Origin of the sequence: Cellulomonas sp. KH9 (assembly GCF_900114185.1) — a bacterium.
In the GTDB taxonomy this organism is placed as follows: domain Bacteria; phylum Actinomycetota; class Actinomycetes; order Actinomycetales; family Cellulomonadaceae; genus Cellulomonas.
In genome coordinates this window covers 106,061-123,727 of the sequence record NZ_FOSE01000002.1, presented here as the reverse complement: position 1 = coordinate 123,727, position 17,667 = coordinate 106,061, and the positions used below count along the sequence as shown (strand labels likewise).

At 76.7% G+C, this 17,667-nt stretch carries 20 protein-coding genes; 11 read left to right on the top strand and 9 right to left on the bottom strand.

The genetic code is table 11. The features are described from left to right. Position 1 precedes the first annotated feature (1 nt). Positions 2–307 (bottom strand): urease subunit gamma, encoded by a 306-nt coding sequence (locus BMZ16_RS06730; RefSeq protein WP_089798866.1) that lies wholly within the window; start codon positions 305–307, stop codon positions 2–4. Positions 308–606: 299 nt separating this feature from the next. Between BMZ16_RS06730 and BMZ16_RS06725 the strand changes: the two genes are divergently transcribed. Together BMZ16_RS06725 and crcB are read left to right on the top strand one after the other, a co-directional pair. After that, a complete protein-coding gene (locus BMZ16_RS06725) occupies positions 607–1,143 on the top strand; it encodes a fluoride efflux transporter FluC (protein ID WP_089798865.1) in 537 nt (178 codons plus the stop codon). Beyond that, complete coding sequence (crcB, locus tag BMZ16_RS06720; RefSeq protein WP_089798864.1) at positions 1,140–1,517, top strand: fluoride efflux transporter CrcB; 378 nt, start codon at positions 1,140–1,142, stop codon at positions 1,515–1,517. The genes BMZ16_RS06725 and crcB overlap by 4 nt, the downstream gene beginning before the upstream one ends. A 145-nt stretch (positions 1,518–1,662) precedes the next feature. On the opposite strand, the gene BMZ16_RS06715 is transcribed toward crcB, so the two are convergent. Together BMZ16_RS06715 and BMZ16_RS06710 are read right to left on the bottom strand one after the other, a co-directional pair. Beyond that, positions 1,663–5,970: a bifunctional nitrate reductase/sulfite reductase flavoprotein subunit alpha gene (locus BMZ16_RS06715; RefSeq protein WP_089798863.1), complete on the bottom strand. Its 4,308-nt coding sequence runs from the start codon at positions 5,968–5,970 to the stop codon at positions 1,663–1,665. Continuing rightward, positions 5,970–7,409 (bottom strand): MFS transporter, encoded by a 1,440-nt coding sequence (locus BMZ16_RS06710; RefSeq protein WP_369822496.1) that lies wholly within the window; start codon positions 7,407–7,409, stop codon positions 5,970–5,972. Before BMZ16_RS06710 ends, BMZ16_RS06715 begins: the two co-directional genes overlap by 1 nt. A 298-nt stretch (positions 7,410–7,707) precedes the next feature. On the opposite strand from BMZ16_RS06710, the gene BMZ16_RS06705 reads away from it, so the two are divergent. Further along, on the top strand, positions 7,708–8,049 hold the full coding sequence (locus BMZ16_RS06705; RefSeq protein WP_089798862.1) for a cupin domain-containing protein: 342 nt from the start codon (positions 7,708–7,710) through the stop codon (positions 8,047–8,049). Further along, a complete protein-coding gene (locus tag BMZ16_RS06700) occupies positions 8,046–9,191 on the top strand; it encodes a ThiF family adenylyltransferase (protein WP_089798861.1) in 1,146 nt (381 codons plus the stop codon). The genes BMZ16_RS06705 and BMZ16_RS06700 overlap by 4 nt, the downstream gene beginning before the upstream one ends. Before the next feature lie 20 nt (positions 9,192–9,211). Here BMZ16_RS06700 and BMZ16_RS06695 read toward each other — a convergent pair whose 3' ends face one another. The 3 genes from BMZ16_RS06695 to glp are packed head-to-tail and all read right to left on the bottom strand — an operon-like array spanning position 9,212 to position 11,434. Continuing rightward, complete coding sequence (locus tag BMZ16_RS06695) at positions 9,212–9,715, bottom strand: MogA/MoaB family molybdenum cofactor biosynthesis protein (protein ID WP_089798860.1); 504 nt, start codon at positions 9,713–9,715, stop codon at positions 9,212–9,214. Further along, positions 9,708–10,187, bottom strand: coding sequence for a cyclic pyranopterin monophosphate synthase MoaC (gene moaC / locus BMZ16_RS06690; RefSeq protein ID WP_089798859.1), 480 nt, complete (start codon positions 10,185–10,187; stop codon positions 9,708–9,710). Before moaC ends, BMZ16_RS06695 begins: the two co-directional genes overlap by 8 nt. Beyond that, positions 10,184–11,434, bottom strand: coding sequence for a molybdopterin molybdotransferase MoeA (gene glp, locus BMZ16_RS06685; RefSeq protein WP_089798858.1), 1,251 nt, complete (start codon positions 11,432–11,434; stop codon positions 10,184–10,186). Before glp ends, moaC begins: the two co-directional genes overlap by 4 nt. A gap of 110 nt (positions 11,435–11,544) precedes the next feature. On the opposite strand from glp, the gene moaA reads away from it, so the two are divergent. Together moaA and BMZ16_RS06675 are read left to right on the top strand one after the other, a co-directional pair. Continuing rightward, the gene (gene moaA, locus BMZ16_RS06680; RefSeq protein ID WP_089798857.1) at positions 11,545–12,594 is read left to right on the top strand and encodes a GTP 3',8-cyclase MoaA; all 1,050 of its coding nucleotides are present in this window, start codon (positions 11,545–11,547) and stop codon (positions 12,592–12,594) included. Between the two features lie 4 nt (positions 12,595–12,598). Continuing rightward, positions 12,599–12,907 (top strand): MoaD/ThiS family protein, encoded by a 309-nt coding sequence (locus BMZ16_RS06675; protein ID WP_089798856.1) that lies wholly within the window; start codon positions 12,599–12,601, stop codon positions 12,905–12,907. A 4-nt stretch (positions 12,908–12,911) separates the two neighbouring features. On the opposite strand, the gene BMZ16_RS06670 is transcribed toward BMZ16_RS06675, so the two are convergent. Beyond that, positions 12,912–13,367 (bottom strand): molybdenum cofactor biosynthesis protein MoaE, encoded by a 456-nt coding sequence (locus BMZ16_RS06670; protein ID WP_089798855.1) that lies wholly within the window; start codon positions 13,365–13,367, stop codon positions 12,912–12,914. A 93-nt stretch (positions 13,368–13,460) separates the two neighbouring features. Between BMZ16_RS06670 and BMZ16_RS06665 the strand changes: the two genes are divergently transcribed. Genes BMZ16_RS06665 through BMZ16_RS06645 form a run of 5 tightly spaced genes read left to right on the top strand, consistent with a single transcriptional unit; the run spans position 13,461 to position 16,848 of the window. Then, the gene (locus BMZ16_RS06665) at positions 13,461–13,859 is read left to right on the top strand and encodes a TOBE domain-containing protein (protein WP_089798854.1); all 399 of its coding nucleotides are present in this window, start codon (positions 13,461–13,463) and stop codon (positions 13,857–13,859) included. Next, entirely contained in the window at positions 13,856–14,647 is a 792-nt protein-coding gene (gene modA / locus BMZ16_RS06660; RefSeq protein ID WP_255366414.1) for a molybdate ABC transporter substrate-binding protein, read from the top strand. The genes BMZ16_RS06665 and modA overlap by 4 nt, the downstream gene beginning before the upstream one ends. Next, entirely contained in the window at positions 14,644–15,477 is an 834-nt protein-coding gene (gene modB, locus BMZ16_RS06655; protein ID WP_089798853.1) for a molybdate ABC transporter permease subunit, read from the top strand. The genes modA and modB overlap by 4 nt, the downstream gene beginning before the upstream one ends. Beyond that, positions 15,477–16,190: an ATP-binding cassette domain-containing protein gene (locus BMZ16_RS06650; protein WP_089799906.1), complete on the top strand. Its 714-nt coding sequence runs from the start codon at positions 15,477–15,479 to the stop codon at positions 16,188–16,190. Before modB ends, BMZ16_RS06650 begins: the two co-directional genes overlap by 1 nt. Before the next feature lie 46 nt (positions 16,191–16,236). After that, positions 16,237–16,848, top strand: a complete 612-nt coding sequence (locus tag BMZ16_RS06645) for an NTP transferase domain-containing protein (RefSeq protein WP_177199621.1) — start codon at positions 16,237–16,239, stop codon at positions 16,846–16,848. On the opposite strand, the gene BMZ16_RS06640 is transcribed toward BMZ16_RS06645, so the two are convergent. Both BMZ16_RS06640 and BMZ16_RS06635 read right to left on the bottom strand, forming a co-directional pair. Next, the gene (locus BMZ16_RS06640) at positions 16,820–17,089 is read right to left on the bottom strand and encodes a DUF6457 domain-containing protein (RefSeq protein ID WP_089799904.1); all 270 of its coding nucleotides are present in this window, start codon (positions 17,087–17,089) and stop codon (positions 16,820–16,822) included. The two genes, BMZ16_RS06645 and BMZ16_RS06640, sit on opposite strands and share 29 nt — an antisense overlap. Before the next feature lie 21 nt (positions 17,090–17,110). Continuing rightward, entirely contained in the window at positions 17,111–17,653 is a 543-nt protein-coding gene (locus BMZ16_RS06635) for a hypothetical protein (RefSeq protein ID WP_089798851.1), read from the bottom strand. Positions 17,654–17,667 lie beyond the last annotated feature (14 nt).

Genomic DNA, 17,667 nt, shown 5'->3' with positions numbered 1-17,667 from the left:
CTCAGGCCGACACGGGGTCGTGGCAGGAGACCAGCTTGCTGCCGTCGGGGAACGTCGCCTCGACCTGCAGCAGCGACACCCGCTCCCGGACGCCGGGCATGCAGTCGGACTCGGCGACGACGTGCTTGCCGAGCTCCATGCACTGCGCCACGGACTTGCCGTCGCGCGCACCCTCGAGGATCGCCTCCGAGACCAGCGCCTGGACCTCGCTGACGTTCAGCTTGGTGCCTCGCTCGCGGCGTTGCCGGGCCAGCTGGGCCACCTGGTACACGTAGAGCTTCTCCCTTTCACGAGGTGTCAGATCCATGGTGCGGCGACCTTTCGGAAGGTAACTGCGCAGCCCACCTGCGCCATTGCCGACCATACACCGACGCTCATTATTGACAACTTCTGCGCGAGCGCTCGGACCTGATCGGGGCGAACGTCTCGTAGATTCGCCGTGACGGGCGGCCGAACAACATCCGTGACATTCTCTGGACACGTGGTCCAGTGAATCGATTTGCCCACACGATCCCACCCCTGGACGCTTGGCCAGATGAATCGATTCGCTGACGCGCCTTCCGTCAACACGCGCGCCGGGCATTCTCTGGGCCTAATCTCGCAACCATGGCCCAGGCACCGGGGAACGCCCGCCCTCCAGCCGGCGGCACGTCGCACGCGGCGCACCACCACGTCCCGCTGCGGTGGTCCGCCGTCGGGCTCGTGCTGCTCGGCGGAGGAGCCGGCGTCGCCGCTCGCGAAGGACTCTCGCTCGCCGTGCCGGACGTCGACGAGGTCCCGGTGGTCATCCCGCTGGTCAACCTCCTCGCGGCCTTCGTGCTCGGCTACCTGTACGAGGGCGTCGCCCGGGCCCTGCCGGGCACGCCGCTGGCGGGTCGGCTCAAGCTGCTCGTCGGCACCGGGTTCTGCGGCGGCCTGAGCACCTACAGCTCGCTGGCCACGGACACAGCCGTCCTGCTCGACCACGAGCGCGGGGGCGTCGCGGTGCTGTACGCGCTGGGCACGGTCGTGGTGGGCGCCATCGCGACGCTGGCCGGGATCGCACTCGGGTCCCGGCTGCACCCGCACCGGCCCGACGCGCACGAGCTGCGCCGCATCGAGGGGCACGCCGACACGAGCCCCGCCGCCGGGAGGACGTCATGACGCCGGGCCTGTTCCTGCTCGTGGTCGTCGCCGGCGGCCTCGGCGCCTGCACGCGGTACGTCGTCGACGCGCTCGTGCGCTCGCGCACCACGTCCGCCTTCCCGTGGCCGACCACCGTGATCAACCTGACCGGCTCGTTCGTGCTCGGGTTCCTCACCGGGCTGGTCGCCGGCGATCTCGCCTCGGCGGACGTGAGCGCCGCGGTCGGCACCGGATTCCTGGGCGGCTACACCACGTTCAGCACGGCGAGCTACGAGCTCGTCCAGCTCGTGCGGCAGAAGAAGTACGGCGTCGCGCTCGCCTATGGCGTCGGCGTGCTGGTGGTGGCCGTGGTGCTCGCCCTTCTCGGGTACCGCTGGGGCGACTCGCTGTGAGGGATCGTCGACGCCCGCAGCAGGACGCGCACCCGGCAGCCGATCGATTTCTCGCGCCGGGCATTTCTCTGGACGCCCGACCTGCACGCGCGTCCATTATTGCCGGGGCCGCCCGGCGCACCTTCTGCAGGATCTTCCCGCACGCCTAGTACACGTCACGGACGTACCGACGGGCACGCGTCATCGCCTTGACGTACGCCGCCGCCGCGTCCGGCGACATCCCGCCGTGCGCCGCCACCACCTCGCGCAGGGTCCGGTCGACGTCCGCCGCCATGCGCGAGGCGTCCCCGCACACGTAGACGTGCGCGCCCCGCACGAGCCAGGACCACAGCCGGGCGCCCTGCTCGTGCATCCGGTCCTGGACGTACACCGTCGTGCGCTGGTCCCGGGAGAACGCCGTGTCCAGACGCGTCAGGACGCCCTCGGACCGCAGCCCGTCGAGCTCCTCGCGGTACCAGAAGTCGGTGGCCTCGTGCCGTTCCCCGAAGAAGAGCCAGCTCTCGCCGGTGTCGCGGCGCGCGCGCCGCTCCGCCAGGAACCCGAGGAACGGCGCGACGCCCGTGCCCGGCCCGACCATGACGACCGGCACCGACCCGTCCTCGGGCAGGTGGAAGTGCGGTGAGGGCTGCACGTGCACCGTGACGTCCGCGCCGGCGGGCGCGTCCGCGAGGTACCCCGAGCAGGCGCCGGCGCGTGCCGCACCGCCGGGAGCCGTGTACCGCACGACGCCGACGGTCAGGGCGATGCGGTCCGGGTCCACCAGCGGGCTGGAGGAGATCGAGTACTGCCGGGGCTGCAGCCGGGGCAGCGCGTCGGCCCAGTCCTGCGCCGCCGCGTGCACCCGCGCCGCCGCGACGACGTCGACGACCTGCCGACCCCACAGCCACTGCCGCAGGGCGTCGCCGCGGCCGGGCCGCAGGAGCGCACCGAGGTCGTCGCCGGCGGACCGGTCGGCGACGAAGCGCAGCAGCCCGGCGGCGGGCCGGGTCAGCTCCAGGTCCGTGCGCAGGGCGTCGGCCAGGACCCGCGCCCGGCCGTCCACGATGACCTCCGTGGCACCGTCCAGGCCGGTGGCGGCCAGCCACTGCGCGACGAGCGGCGCCGCGTTGACGGGGTGCACGGCCAGCGCGTCCCCGGCCCGGTAGGGCAGGGACACCGGGCTGTCGCCCACGTCGAGCACGACCTGGCGGACCTCCTTGCCGGAGCCGGCCGCCCCGAGCCGCCGGTTGACCGCCAACCGGCCGCGCCCGGGCCGCGCCCGGGTCGCGCGCTCGCCGGTCCCGCGTGCGCCCGTCGCGTCCGGCTCCACGACCCGGGCCGTCCGGGCACCGGGACGCGCCGCGCCCTGCCCGGCGGCGTGCAGCGACCCCGTCCCAGGCCCGGTGGCGCCCGTCGTCACCTCCGGGGGCGCAGCGGGCACGCCGTCGTCGCCCCGCAGCGCCGCGGCGAGCGCGTCGACCCACGGGTCGACGCACGCGTCGTCGCCCGGCTCACGCTCCAGGTGCGGGACGAGCCGCTGCGCGCCGAGCTCCGCCAGCCGACCGTCGAGGCGCCGCCCGTGCCCGCAGAAGCGGTCGTACGACGGGTCACCGAGCGCGAGCACCGCGAACCTCGCCGCCGCGAAGGACGGCGCACCGGGGTCGGCGAGCACCTCCCAGAGCGCGGCACCGTTGTCCGGGGCGTCCCCGTCGCCCGTCGTGCTGGTCACGAGCACCAGGTCCGCCCGCCGCGGCAGCGCGGCGAGCGCGTCGTCCATCGCGAGCACACGAGGCCTGCGGCCGGTGGCGGCCGTGAGCCGGGCGGCGACCTCACCGGCCAGCTCCTCGGCCGTGCCGGTCTGCGAGGCCCACAGCACCACCAGCTCGCGCGTCCGCGGAGCGTCGGCGCCGGGGTCGGCGCCCCCGCTGCGGGAGAACAGGCCGGCGAGCACGCCGTCGACCCACAGCGCGTGCTCCCCGGCCACGGGTGCGCCGGGTGGCAGCACCGGCACCCCGGGGGCGCCGTGCCCCAGGCCCGCCAGGAAGCCCGCGAGGTACCGCTGCTCGCCCGCGTCGAGCACGGGCGCCGCGACCTCCGGCAGGCCGAGCGCCACCGCGAACGCGCGGGCGGCCGCGGCGGACGCACCGTCGCCTGTCACCGGCAGCACGGGCAGCGCCGGCGGGGCACCGGCGGGCCGGTCGTCCCCGTCCGCGCCCGCCCCGGCCGCGCCCGCCCCGGCCGCGCCCGCACCGGCGGCGCCCGTGCCGGCGTCCGGGACAGGGGCCGGTGTCGCGACCGGCGTCAGCGTGACCGCGCAGGCCTTGAGCTCGGGCTGGAAGGACAGCGGGTCCACCGCGTCGTTGGTCACCGCGTTCACGCTGAGGTACTCGCCGAACAGGTCGTTCCAGTGGAACGGCGCGAACACCGTGCCGGGCAGGACGCGGTCGGTGACGACCACGGGCAGCACGGCACGGCCCCGGCGGGACGCGACCTCCACCGCGGCGCCGTCCGCCAGCGCCAGCCGGGCCGCGTCGTCGGGGTGGACCTCCACGAACGGGCCGGGGTTCAACCGGTTGAGCGCCGGGACCCGGCCCGTCTTGGTCAGGGTGTGCCACTGGTGCGCGACCCGCCCGGTGGTGAGCAGGAACGGGTGGTCGTCGTCCGGCAGCTCGGCCGGGTCCACGTGCGGTCGGGCGTGGAAGACGGCCCGCCCGCTCGGGGTGGGGAACACGAGGCGGGGCGCGGTGCCGTCGTCGCGGACGTGCCGCGGCTGGTGCACGCCGTCGTTGAGGTAGCGCATCGGGTTGCGCGCCGGACCGTCGGGGGCGGCCGGCCACTGCACCGGGCCGGTGCGCAGCCGCTCGTACGTGACGCCGCGCAGGTCGTAGCCCGTGCGCGGGTTGCTGCTGCGGCGCAGCTCCGCGAACACCTCCTCGGCCGACGTGTGGGCGAACCCGTCGAACCCCATGGCGGTGGCCACGCGGGCGATCAGCTGCCAGTCGGGCAGCGCGCCGCCCGGTGCGGACAGGGCGCGGCGCGCGAGCGTCATGGTCCGCTCGCTGTTGACCATCACCCCGTCCGCCTCGGACCACATGGCGGCGGGCAGCACGACGTCGGCGTACGCGTTGGTCTCGGTCTCGGCGAACACGTCCTGCGTGACCACCAGCTCGGCACGCTCGAGGCCCTCGATGACCGTGCGCCGGTTGCCCACCGACGCCACCGGGTTGGTGCAGATGACCCAGCACGCGCGGATCTCGCCGTCGGCCATGCGGCGGAACATGTCGATCGTGCCCGTGCCCGCGCCGTCGGCGCGGATCGTGCCCGCCGGCAGGTCCCACAGGTCCTCGCAGAACGCCCGGTCGTCGGGGTCGAGCACGCTGCGCTGGCCGGGCAGCCCCGGACCCATGTAGCCCATCTCGCGCCCGCCCATGGCGTTGGGCTGGCCGGTCAGCGAGAACGGCCCGCTGCCCCGGCGGCCGATCGCCCCGGTGGCCAGGTGCAGGTTGACCAGGGCGTTCGTGTTCCAGGTGCCGTGCGTGGACTGGTTGAGGCCCATCGTCCAGCACGACACCCAGCTCGCGGCGCCCGCGATGAGCGCCGCCGCGGCCCGCAGGTCCGCCGCCGGGACGCCGGTGAGTCCCTCGACGACGTCCGGCGGGTAGTCGGCGAGCAGCTGCGGCATCGCCTCCCAGCCCTCGGTGTGCTCGGCGACGAACCCCTCGTCGACCGCGCCCGCCTCGAGGAGCAGGTGCAGCAGCCCGTTGAGCAGCGCGATGTCGGTGCCGGGGCGCACCTGCAGGAACAGGTCGGCCCGGTCCGCGGTCGCGGTGCGGCGCGGGTCGACGACGATCAGCCGGGCGCCCGCCTTCACACGGTCCAGCACCCGCAGGAACAGCACCGGGTGGCAGTCCGCCATGTTGGCGCCCACGAGCAGGAGGACGTCGGCGTGGTCGAGGTCGTCGTACGACCCGGGCGGGCCGTCCGCGCCCAGCGAGAGCTTGTAGCCCGTGCCGGCGCTCGCCATGCACAGTCGTGAGTTCGACTCGATGCGGCTCGTGCGCAGGTAGCCCTTGGCCAGCTTGTTGGCCAGGTACTGCGCCTCGATGCTCATCTGCCCGGAGACGTACAGGGCGATCGCGTCCGGCCCGTCGCGCTCGAGGATCTCCCGCAGCCGGCGCGCGACCTCGTCGATCGCGACGTCGACGTCGGCGGGCACCGGTGCCGCCCCGCGCTCGGTCCGGACCAGCGCGCTCGTCAGCCGGCCACCGGCCGTCAGCACCGTCGCGCTGGTCGAGCCCTTGGTGCACAGGCGCCCCGCGTTCGAGGGGTGCGAGCGGTCACCGCTCGCCCGGCGCACGGCGCCGTGCTCGTCGACGTCGAGCACGATGCCGCAGCCCACACCGCAGTACGTGCACACGGTGGCGACCTGGGTCGCCCCCGTGCGCACGTCCCGCGTGGTCGTGGTGGCGGTCATCAGATGACGGCGTCGCCGAACGCCGCACCGCGGCGCACGTACACGGCCCACGTGGTCGCCGCCATGACCCCGTACAGCGCGACGACCACCCACAGCGCCGCCTCGATGCCGCCCGTCGCGCCGGTGGAGACGGCGAAGCCGCGCGGGATGAGGAAGCCGCCGATCGCGCCGACGGCACCGGCGATCCCGATGCACCCGGCCGCCACCTTGGCGCGGCGGGCGCGGTCGGCGGCGTCCCCGGCACCGTGGCGGAACACGGCGGGGATCATGCGGTAGACGGACCCGTTGCCGGCGCCGGTGGCCAGGAAGAGCACGAGGAACGACCCGAAGAACAGCGGGAACGACCCGGCGCGCAGCGCGAGGATCGCGGACACGGTGCCCGCGGCCATCACGGCGAAGGCGACGATCGTGACCCGCGCACCGCCCAGCCGGTCCGCCAGGATCCCGCCCAGCGGACGGGCGACCGAGCCGACGAGGGCGCCGAGGAAGGCGATCGACAGCGTCATGGTCGGGAACTCGTTGCGCAGCAGCGTCGGGAACGCTCCCGAGAACCCGATGAACGAGCCGAACGTGCCGATGTAGATGAACGAGATGATCCAGGTGTGCCGCTGCCGCGCCGCGGAGCCGTAGGTGCGCGGGTCGGTCGCGGCGTCCTTGACGTTGTCCATGAGCCGCCACGCGAGCACGGCGGCCAGGATGGCGAGCGGGATGAACATCAGCCCGGCGCGCTCGAGCTGCACGCCCGCGGCGGAGACGATCACGAGCGGGACCGCGAGCTGCACGGCCGCCGTGCCGATGTTGCCGCCCGCCGCGTTGAGCCCGAGCGCACGGCCCTTCTCCCGCTCCGGGTAGAAGAAGGAGATGTTCGCCATCGAGGAGGCGAAGTTGCCGCCGCCGACTCCCGCGAGCGCCGCGACGCCCAGCAGGACGCCGAACGACAGGTCGGGCCGCTGCACCGCCCACACGAGAGCGAGGGTCGGGACCAGGAGCAGCAGCGCCGACACCACCGTCCAGTTGCGGCCGCCGAAGACGGGTACCGCGAACGTGTACGGGATGCGCAGGGTCGCGCCCACCAGCGACGGCACGGCGATCAGCCAGAACATCTGGTCGGCCGTCAGCGCGAACCCGGCCGCGGGCAGCTGCGGCACGACGATGCTCCACAGCGCCCACACGGCGAACCCGAGGAACTCCGCGAAGACCGACAGGACCAGGTTGCGTCGGGCGACGGCCCGCCCGACCGTCTGCCACTGGTCGGTCGCCTCGGGGTTCCAGCCGTGCAGCCACCGCCCCCGGTGGCGCACCAGCTCGGGCGTCGTGCCGGGCGGGGTGAGGACGACCGCGCCGGAGCCGTGGCCCGTGGCGGCGCCCGGTGGGACGGGCGGGGCGACGGGTGGGGCGGACGGCCCCGCCGCGGGCGGCGTCGTCGGGGTCTGGGTCACGGGGAGCCTCCGGGCGTCGGGCCGCGTGCCGGGCACGCGAGGTCGGGCGTCGGTGCCGGCCGGGCCGGCGGGGCGCCGCGTGGTGCCGGCGTCGTGCTCGAGGCTAGGAACGCCGTGTTTCCCCCGCGGTGGCCCCCCGGTAACCCGCCGCGAACGTTCCGCGCACACGAGCCCGGCACGGGGTGTGAGGTACGGGGTGCGGTGCTCGACGCGAGTCGCGGTGCCGTGGGGTCCCGTCGGCGCGGGCGGGGGCGCGTGCCGCCACGCGGGCCGCGCACCGGCCTGCGAGGATCGACCCATGCCGGACCTCCATGCCCTGACCACCGAGCTCCTCGACGCCGCCCGCACCGACCCCCACGGCCGCAGCGCCCGCCTCGTCGTGCACGACGGTGAGCTGCGCCAGACCGTCATCGCGCTCGTCGCCGGCTCCCGTCTGGGCGAGCACGCCTCGCCGCCCGCCGCCAGCCTGCAGACGCTGGTCGGGCGGGTCCGCGTCGAGGTCGGTGACGACGTGCAGCAGGAGGTCGGCGCCGGTGGGCTCTGGGAGCTGACCCACGAGCGGCACTCCGTACGGGCGCTCGAGGACAGCGTCGTGCTGCTGACCACGGTGACGGGGGTCACGACGGGGTCGCACGGGTGAGCCGCACGGGCGGCCCGTTGCCGCCGCTCGTCGAGCCCGGCCCCCCGCTGACGCCGGCCCAGGTCGCCCGCTACGCGCGGCACCTGGCGCTCGCCGAGGTCGGCGAGACCGGCCAGCGCCGGCTGCTGGCGGCGCGCGTGCTGGTCGTCGGCGCCGGTGGGCTGGGGTCGCCCGTGCTCCTGTACCTCGCAGCCGCGGGCGTGGGCACGCTGGGGGTCGTCGACGACGACGTGGTCGAGGTCTCCAACCTGCAGCGCCAGGTGGTGCACGGCGTGGGCGACGTGGGGCGGCGCAAGGTCGACTCGGCGGCCGACGCGGTCCGCGCCCTGGACCCGGCGCTCGTCGTGCGCACGCACCCGGTGCGGCTGGGCGCCGACAACGCCCGCACCCTGCTGGGCGGGTACGACCTCGTCGTGGACGGCAGCGACAACTTCGCGACCCGCTACCTGCTCGACGACGTGTGCGCCGGGCTCGGGCTGCCGTGGGTGTGGGGATCGCTGCAGCGCGGGCACGCGCAGGTGAGCACCTTCTGGTCGACACCCCCGGTCGGTGAGGGCGTCACGCTGCGCGACGTGTTCGGCGGCCCGCCGCCGGACGGCACCGTCCCGGCGTGCGCCGTCGACGGCGTGCTGGGTGCGGTGTGCGCGGCCGCCGGCGCGGCGATGGCGCTCGAGGTCGTCCGCCTGGTGTGCGGCGCCGGCCGGACGCTGCTGGGCCGGGTCGTGGTGCACGACGCGTTCGCGGGCACGTGGCAGGACGTGCCGGTGCGCCGCCGCGCGGGTGACGCCCGGCGTCCCGGCGCTGGCGTGGCAGGACGCGCGGCGGACGTCCCGTCACCGGCGCCGCGGGACGTGCGCACCGGCGACGTCCTGGCGGCCGGCGACGCCGACGTCGTCGACCTGCGCGACGCGGTCGAGGTCGCGGCGCTCCCGTTCCCCGGGGCTCGCCACGTGCCGTTCGCGCAGTTCGTGTCCGAGACGGCGCTCGCGGCGCTCGACCCCGACCGGCCCCTCGTGCTCGTCTGCCGCGTGGGGAGCAGGTCCGCGCACGCGGCCGCGCTGGCCCGTGCGGCGGGTGTCCGGGACGCTCGGCACCTGCCCGGCGGGGTGGCCGCGTGGGCGCGGACGCCCGCGGGGGCCTGACACCGCGGGACACCGCCGGCTCAGCCGGGGTGGTCGCCCCCGGCCAGCTGGGACAGGGCGTGCGGCAGCACGCCGGCGAGCACCTCGAGCGCGTCGCGCGCGGCGCCGGGTGACCCCGCGACGTTGACCACCAGGGTGCGCCCGGCGACCCCGGCCACGCCGCGCGACAGCAGCGCACCGGGCACGCCCCGGCGCGCGCCGTCCGCGCGCAGCGCCTCCGCGATCCCGGGCACGGTGCGGTCCACCACTGCCAGGGTCGCCTCGGGCGTCAGGTCGCGCGGTCCCAGGCCCGTGCCGCCCGTGGTCAGCACCAGGTCAGCGCCGGACGCCACCGCCTGACGCAGCGCGCGCTCCACGGGCATGCCGTCGGGGACGACCACCCGGTCCGTGACCACCAGCCCCAGCGCCCGCAGCCCGTCGACGAGCACGGGCCCCGAGACGTCGTCGTACGTGCCGGCGGCCGCACGGTCGGACACCGTGACGACCACGGCGGACGGTGAGCCGGCGTCCACGGGCTCAGGCACGGGTCCAGGTCCCGCTGCGCCCGCCCGACTTCTCCTCGACGCGCAGGTCGGTGAGGTGGGCGCCCCGGTCGACGGCCTTGACCATGTCGACGAGCGTCAGACCGGCCGCGGCGACGCACGTCAGCGCCTCCATCTCGACCCCCGTCCGGTCGGCCGTGCGCACGCGAGCGTCGATGATGACGCCGTCGTCGACGACCTCGAGGTCGACGCTCACCCCGTGGATCGCGATCGGGTGGCACAACGGCACGAGGTCCGGGGTGCGCTTGGCGGCCTGGATGCCGGCGATGCGGGCCACCGCGAGCGCGTCGCCCTTGGGGACGCCCTCACCCCGGAGCAGCGCGACCACGTGCGGGGTGGTGACCAGACGCCCGGTGGCCCGCGCGCTGCGCACGCTGACCTCCTTGTCGGCGACGTCGACCATGTGCGCGGCGCCGTGCGCGTCGACGTGGGTGAGGCGGTCGGACTGGGTCACGCGTCGTGCTCCCTCAGGTCGATGACGGTCACGGGGTCCCCCGCGGCCAGGTGGGCGACGTCCTCGGGGACGTCGACGAGCGCGTCGGCACCGGCCAGGGCACCGAGCAGGTGCGACCCGGGACCGCCGACCAGGGTGGCGACGGGTCGTCCCGAGCCCCAGTCGAGGCGCGCGCGCAGCAACCGCCGACGGCCGGCCGTGGACGCCAGGTCCGCGGCGAGGACGGCGGTGAGCGTGCGCCGGTGCACGTGGCGCGCGCCGAGCAGGCGCCGCAGCAGGGGGCGGACGAACACCTCGAACGACACGAACGAGCTGACCGGGTTGCCCGGCAGCGCGAGCACCGGGGTGCCGTCCGCGAGCGCACCCACCGCCTGCGGCTTGCCGGGCTGCATGCGGACGTGCACGAGCTCACCGGAGCCGTCGGCCAGCAGGGCGTCGCGGACCACGTCGTACGCGCCCACCGAGACCCCTCCGGTGGTGACGACGACGTCGACCTCGCCGACGAGCGCCGCCAGCGCGGCGCGCACCGCGGGGACGTCGTCACGCACCACTCGCACGGCGACGACGTCCGCACCGGCGGCGGCGGCCGCGGCGGCGAGCTGCGGCCCGTTCGACTCGTGGATCTGCCCGTGCGCGAGCGGCTGTCCCGGCGCCACCAGCTCGGACCCGGTCGACAGCACCGCGACGCGCGGGCGGGCGTGGACGGCGACGTGCGCGTGGCCCGTCGCGGCGAGCAGGCCCACCGCGCCGGCGCCGAGCACGTCCCCGGCGCGCAGCACGACGTCACCCGCGCGCACGTCCTCGCCGCGCCGCCGCACGTGGGCCCCGGGCGCGACGACGCCGTGGACGTGGACGCGTCGCGTGCCGCCGTCGGTCGCCTCGACGGGCAGGACCGCGTCGGCGCCGTCCGGCACCGGCGCACCGGTCATGACCCGCGCCACCGCCCCGGCGGGCAGGCGGACGTCGCGGGTGTCCCCCGCCGCGACGTCGTCGGCGACCTCGAGCACCCCGTCGACGCGCAGCTCCGCGCTGCGCACGGCGTAGCCGTCCATCGCCGAGCTGTCCCAGGGGGGCAGGTCGACCGCGCTGCGCACGTCGGTGGCGAGCGCACGCCCGCGCGCGTGCGCCAGGGGCACGGTGACGGCGGGCAGCGGCCGTCCGAGCGCCAGCACCGCGGCCGCGTGCTCGTCGAGGCTGCGCACGACGCGGGCGGGCAGTGCGGGCCCGGCGGGCAGGACGTCGGCCATGCGCCCAACCTACTGCCGGGTTGGCAGCCGCCCACGCCCGCCCGGCGCGGCGCACCGTCCGGGCAGCGGACGCGCACGGCGGGCGCCACGGGCGTCCGTATCATCGCCGTATGGGAGCCGTGAGCGGGGGCGGTGCCACCTCGCGGCCGACGGGGGGCCTGGTGGACCGGTACGGCCGGGTGGCCACCGACCTGCGCGTGTCGCTGACCGACCGCTGCAACCTGCGCTGCACGTACTGCATGCCCGCCGAGGGGCTGCCGTGGGCACCGGACGACACCGTCCTCACCGACGCCGAGGTCGTGCGCCTGGTGCGGGTCGGCGTCGAGCGGCTGGGCGTCCGCGAGGTCCGGTTCACGGGCGGTGAGCCGCTGCTGCGCCGCGGCCTGGAGGGCATCGTCGGCGCGACGGCCGCCCTGCGGACCGCCGACGGCGCCCCCGTCCGCACGGCGTTGACCACGAACGGGCTGGGCCTCGACAAGCGGGCCCGTGCGCTCGCGGACGCGGGCCTCGGCCGGGTCAACGTCTCGCTGGACTCCCTGGACCCGCAGCGCTTCGCGGCGATCGCGCGCCGGGACCGGCACGCCGACGTGCTCGCGGGCCTGGCGGCCGCGGCCGCCGCGGGCCTCGCGCCGGTGAAGGTCAACGCCGTGCTGGTGCGCGGCGTGAACGACGACGAGGCCGTCCCGCTGCTGACGTGGGCCCTGGAGCACGGCTACCACCTGCGGTTCATCGAGCAGATGCCGCTGGGGCCCCACGGGTCGTGGGTGCGCGAGGACATGGTCACCGCCCGCGAGATCCTCGACGCGCTGTCGGCGGCGTTCGGGCTCGTCGCGGAGCCGGACGGTGCCCGCGGCGGCGCCCCGGCCGAGACGTGGCACGTCGCCGGGCACCCGGGGGCGACGGTCGGGGTGATCGGCTCGGTGACGCGGCCGTTCTGCGGGGCGTGCGACCGCACGCGCCTGACGGCGGACGGCCAGGTCCGCAGCTGCCTGTTCGCGCGCGACGAGGACGACCTGCGCGGGCTGCTGCGCGGTGGGGCGGACGACGACACGATCGCGGACGCCTGGCGGGCCGCGATGCGCGGCAAGGCGGCAGGCCACGGCATCGACGACCCGACCTTCCTGCAGCCCGCCCGGACCATGAGCGCGATCGGAGGATGACGGCATGACGACCACCCCGTCGCACACCACCGGGACCCCGCCGGTCACCGCAGCCGACGTGCCCGTGACCACGGTGCGCTACTTCGCGGCAGCCGCCGAGGCGGCGGGGGTCGACACCGAGCAGGTGCCGGTGCCCGTCGGCGCGACGGTGGGCACCCTGCTCGACGCGCTCGCCGCCCGCCACGGCACCGCCCTGCAGGACGTGGCGGCGCGGTGCGCGCTCCTCGTGGACGGGGTGCTGCACCGAAACCGTGACGAGCCGCTGGGCACACCCTCCCGCGTCGACGTGCTGCCGCCGTTCGCGGGCGGCTGAGCCGTCAGGCGCTGCCGACCCACTCGTGACCGCCCGCCGTGAGGTCCTGGCGCTTCCACACCGGCAGGTGGGCCTTGACCTCGTCGACCAGCAGCGCGGCGGCCGCGAACGCGTCCTGCCGGTGGGCGGCGGACACCGCCACGCCCAGGGCGCACTCCCCCACGGCCAGGGTGCCGACCCGGTGGACGCAGGCGACCGCGTCGACGCGGCTGCGGGCGACGACGTCGGCCACCACGCGCTCGACCACGTCCTGCGCGTCGGGGTGGGCGACGTACTCCAGCCGGGTCACGCCCCGTCCCTGGTCGTGGTCGCGGACGACGCCGGCGAACGTCACGACCGCACCGGCCGCGGCGTCCGCCACCGCGCGGGCCAGCTCGTCGACGTCGACGGGGTCGGGGGTCACGCGCGCGGTGAGCACGCGGCGCGCGGGCTCGTACGGGCGGTCCTCGGGTCCGGTCACCGCGCCAGCCTAGGGTCGTGCCACGCCGGCCGCAGATGCGGTGCGCCAGTGCCGTAGTCGCCGCAGGTGCGGCGTCGACACTACGATCGGTCGGTGCCGACCTACCGCGTGGCCGAGGCCGCGACGCTGCTGGGCGTCAGTGACGACACCGTGCGCCGCTGGATCGACTCCGGCCGGCTCACCGCCGCCCCGGGGTCGTCCGGCCACCGGGAGGTCGACGGCCTCGCCCTGGCCGGCCTCGCGCAGGAGCTGGGCGCGCGGCCCGAGCCCGGCGGTGAGCACCGCTCCACCCGCAACCGGCTGCGCGGGATCGTCACCCGGGTCGTGCGGGACACCGTGATGGCCCAGGTCGAGATCCAGGCCGGACCGTACCGCGTGGTGTCGCTCATCAGCCGCGAGGCCGCCGACGAGCTGGGGCTCGAGCCCGGGGTCGTGGCGGTCGCCTCCGTGAAGGCGACGAACGTCGCCGTCGAGCACGTCGAGCGCGGGTGACGGGCCGCGCGCCGGCCCTCACGGCCGCCCTCACCATGACGCTGCTGGGCGTGACCGTGGCGCTCGGAGGCTGCGCGCCCACCGGGACCGCCCGTGCGGGCGACGACCCCGAGCGGGTCGAGGACAGGCTCGTGGTCCTGGCGGCCGCGTCGCTGACGGACGTCGTGGCCGACCTCGCCGAGCGCGCGACGGCGGACCACCCCGGGCTGCGCGTCGAGACGACCTTCGGGTCCAGCGCGACGCTCGCCGCGCAGGTCCTGGCCGGGGCGCCGGCGGACGTCCTGCTCACCGCGAGCGACGACACGATGCTCACCGTCACCGACGCGCTCGGCGGCGAGCCCGTCGTCGTGGCGACCAACCACCTCCAGCTCGCCGTGCCCGCCGGCAACCCGGGCGGGGTCACCTCGCTCGCGGACCTCGCCGACCCGGACCTGACGGTCGCGCTGTGCGCCCCGCAGGTCCCGTGCGGCGCGGTCGCGGCGGACGTCCTGGCGCGGGCGGGCGTCGTCGCCGCACCTGACACCCTCGAGCGCGACGTGCGTGCCGTCCTGACCCGGCTGACCCTCGACGAGGCGGACGCCGGCCTGGTCTACCGCACGGACGTGCGGGCGGCCGACGGCGCCGTCGAGGGCATCGAGGTGCCGCAGGCCGCGGACGTCGCCACCGAGCACCCCGCGCTCGTCGTCCCCGGTGCCCCGCACCCCGCCGCGGCCGCCGCCTTCGTGACGCTGCTGACGGGACCCGATGGACGCCGGGCGTTCGCCGCGGCCGGGTTCGGCCCGCCGTGAGCGGGCGGACCGCCGGCCGGCTCTCGTCGTGGGCACTGGTCCTGGCGGCGGGCGCGGGCGTCGCGGTGCTCGTGCTCCCGATCGTCGCGCTGCTGCTGGCGACGCCCTGGGGCGACCTGCCCGCGCTCGTCGGCGACCCCGCCGTGCTGCAGGCGCTGCGCCTGTCGCTCGGCACCGCCACGGTGGCGACGACGGTGTCCCTGCTGGTGGGCGTGCCCCTGGCGTGGGTGCTCGCGCACGACGACCTGCGCGGCGTCCGGCTGCTGCGCGCGCTGGTGACCGTGCCGCTGGTGCTGCCGCCCGTGGTCGGTGGCGTCGCCCTGCTGCTGCTGCTGGGGCGGCGGGGGCTGCTCGGCGGCACGCTGCACGCGTGGACCGGCCTGAGCGTGCCGTTCACGTCCGTCGCCGTGGTCCTGGCCCAGGTGTTCGTCTCCCTGCCGTTCCTCGTGCTGGCCGTCGAGGGTGCCCTGCGCGGCGCGGACCGCCGCCGCGCGCTCGCCGCCCAGACCCTGGGTGCGTCGCCCGGGTACGTGCTGCGCCGGGTCACCCTGCCCGCCGTCGCCCCGGGCGTCGCGGCGGGTGCCGCGCTCTGCTTCACACGGGCGCTCGGCGAGTTCGGTGCCACCGTGACTTTCGCCGGCAGCTTCCCCGGGACCACCCGGACGATGCCGCTGGCGGTCTACCAGGCGATGGACACCGCGCCCGAGCAGGCGGTGGCGATGTCGGTGCTGCTGCTCGCGCTCTCGGTGACCGTGCTGGTCGCGCTGCGCGGACGGTGGCTCGGCGGCCTGCCCGGGACGGGTGGCCGCCCGGCCGGGAGGGCACGGTGATGCTCGACGTCCACGCCCGGGTGGAGCGCGGGGCCCTGACCCTCGACGTCGCGCTGCGCGTCCCGCCCGGTGCGGTGCTCGCGGTGATGGGACCCAACGGCAGCGGCAAGTCCACCCTGCTCGAGGCCGTCGCCGGCCTGGTCCCGCTGACGGCGGGGCACGTGCGCCTGGGCGACGAGGTGCTCGCCGACGCCGCGGCCGGGCACCACCGGCCGCCGGCCCGGCGCGGCCTGGGCGTCGCGCTGCAGGACGGCGCACTGTTCGGGCACCTGTCCGCGCGCGAGAACGTCGCGTTCGGCCCGCGCGCGCAGGGGGTGCGCGCGGCCGCGGCGCGCGCGGCGGCCGACGCGCTGCTGGCGGACGTCGGCCTGGCCGAGCACGCCCGGACCCGCGCCGACCGCCTGTCCGGCGGGCAGGCCCGACGCGTCGCGGTCGCCCGGGCCGTCGCCGCACGCCCGCGCGCCCTGCTGCTCGACGAGCCGTTCGCCGCGCTGGACGCCGGGACGCGGCACGGGGTCCACGGGGTCGTCCGCCGGGCCGTCGCCGCCGGTGTGCCCGCGCTGCTGGTGACGCACGACCTGCGGGACGCGCTCGAGCTCGCCGACGCGCTGCTGGTGCTCGAGGCGGGGCGCGCCGTCCAGCAGGGCACCCCGGCCGAGGTCGCCGCGGCTCCCGCGACCGCGTACGTCCGGCGGGTCGCCGCGGCAGGCTGAGCGCACCGGCAGGCCGAGTGCACCGGCAGGCCGTAGCGTGACGCACGTGACCGGTGCACCCGCCGTCGTGGTCGTCCTGACCGGCGGCACCGCACGCCGTCTGGGCGGCGCGCCCAAGACGGCGCTCGACGTGGGCGGCCGCTCCCCGTTGCGACGCCTGCTGGACGACGTCGCACCGCTGCCGACGGTCGTCGTCGGTGAGCCGCAGGACGTGGGGCACGAGGTGCTGTGGGCCCGCGAGCAGCCCGTCGGCGGTGGTCCGCTCGCCGGGGTCGGCGCGGGTGTGGCGGCGGTCCGCGCGGCACACCCGGGGCCGGCGGTGGTCGTCGTGCTCGCCGGGGACCAGCCGTTCGCCGGACCGGCCGTCGGGGCGCTGCTCGCGGCGCTGGACGCGGACGCCGCGGTGGACGCCGCCCTCGCCGTCGGCCCGGACGGACGCCCCCAGCCGCTGCTGGCGGCCTACCGCCTCGCGGCCGTGCGCGAGCGGCTGGCCCAGGACCTGCACGGGCGACCGGCGCGGGACCTGGTCGCGGGCCTGCGCACGGTCGGTGTCGCGGTGTCCGCCGCGACGGTGCTCGACGTCGACGACGCCGACGACCTGGCAGCCGCCCGCCGCGTGGCCGCCTCCCTCAGCCCGCGGCCGCGGGCTCCTCGCTGAGCAGCACCGCCACCCGGGCCAGCGCGTCACGCACCGCCGCCTCCGGGTCGTCGCCCGCGGCGGCGGCCCGGCCGGCCGCCAGACCCACCAGGTACGCGGTCAGCGGTGCGGCGGGACGCAGGACGCCGTGGGCCACGTCGCGCACCATGTCGAGGACGTCGTCCTGCGTCGCCGCGACGAGCGCCGGGTCGACGCCGAGCGCGGGGGCCGCCCGGTCGGTCCAGTCCTGCAGCGCGTCCATCGCCACCTCCGTCGTCGCAGCCTAGCCACGGTCCACGGCCGCACACCCCTCGTGCGCGGCGGGTGCGTCGAAGGCCTGCGCCCGGTGCCGGGCGTGCAGGGTCTCGACCAGCTCGGCCTGCTCCCGCGAGCGCGCCACGAGCGCGTCGAGCCGTTCCGCGTCGAGGTCGAGCGCGGCGGCGTGCTCCCGCAGCGTCGTCCAGCCCAGGCGCTTGCCCTCGAGGCCCGAGCGCAGCACCTCCAGCTCCAGGACGAGCGTCATCGGGGACCGGCCCGCCGCGCGGCCGTTGGGCTTCAGCCGCGCCACGCGCTCGGCCAGCGCGGCCCCGAGGTGCTTCCAGCGGGAGAGCCGGAACCCGAGGTCACGCGCCGTGGCCTCGTGCACGCGACGCTCCTCGCGCAGCTCGGCCGCCAGCCGCTCGAGGTCGGCGGCGTCCTGCCCCGCGTCGGGGTTGCGACTCATCCGCAGGACCCGCGCGGCGACGGCGCTGGCGCCCGTGATGTGGTCGTTGAGGTAGGTGCGGACCAGCGCCAGGTCGATGCGCCCGGCGTCGGGCTGCGTCATGGCGTCCTCCCGGA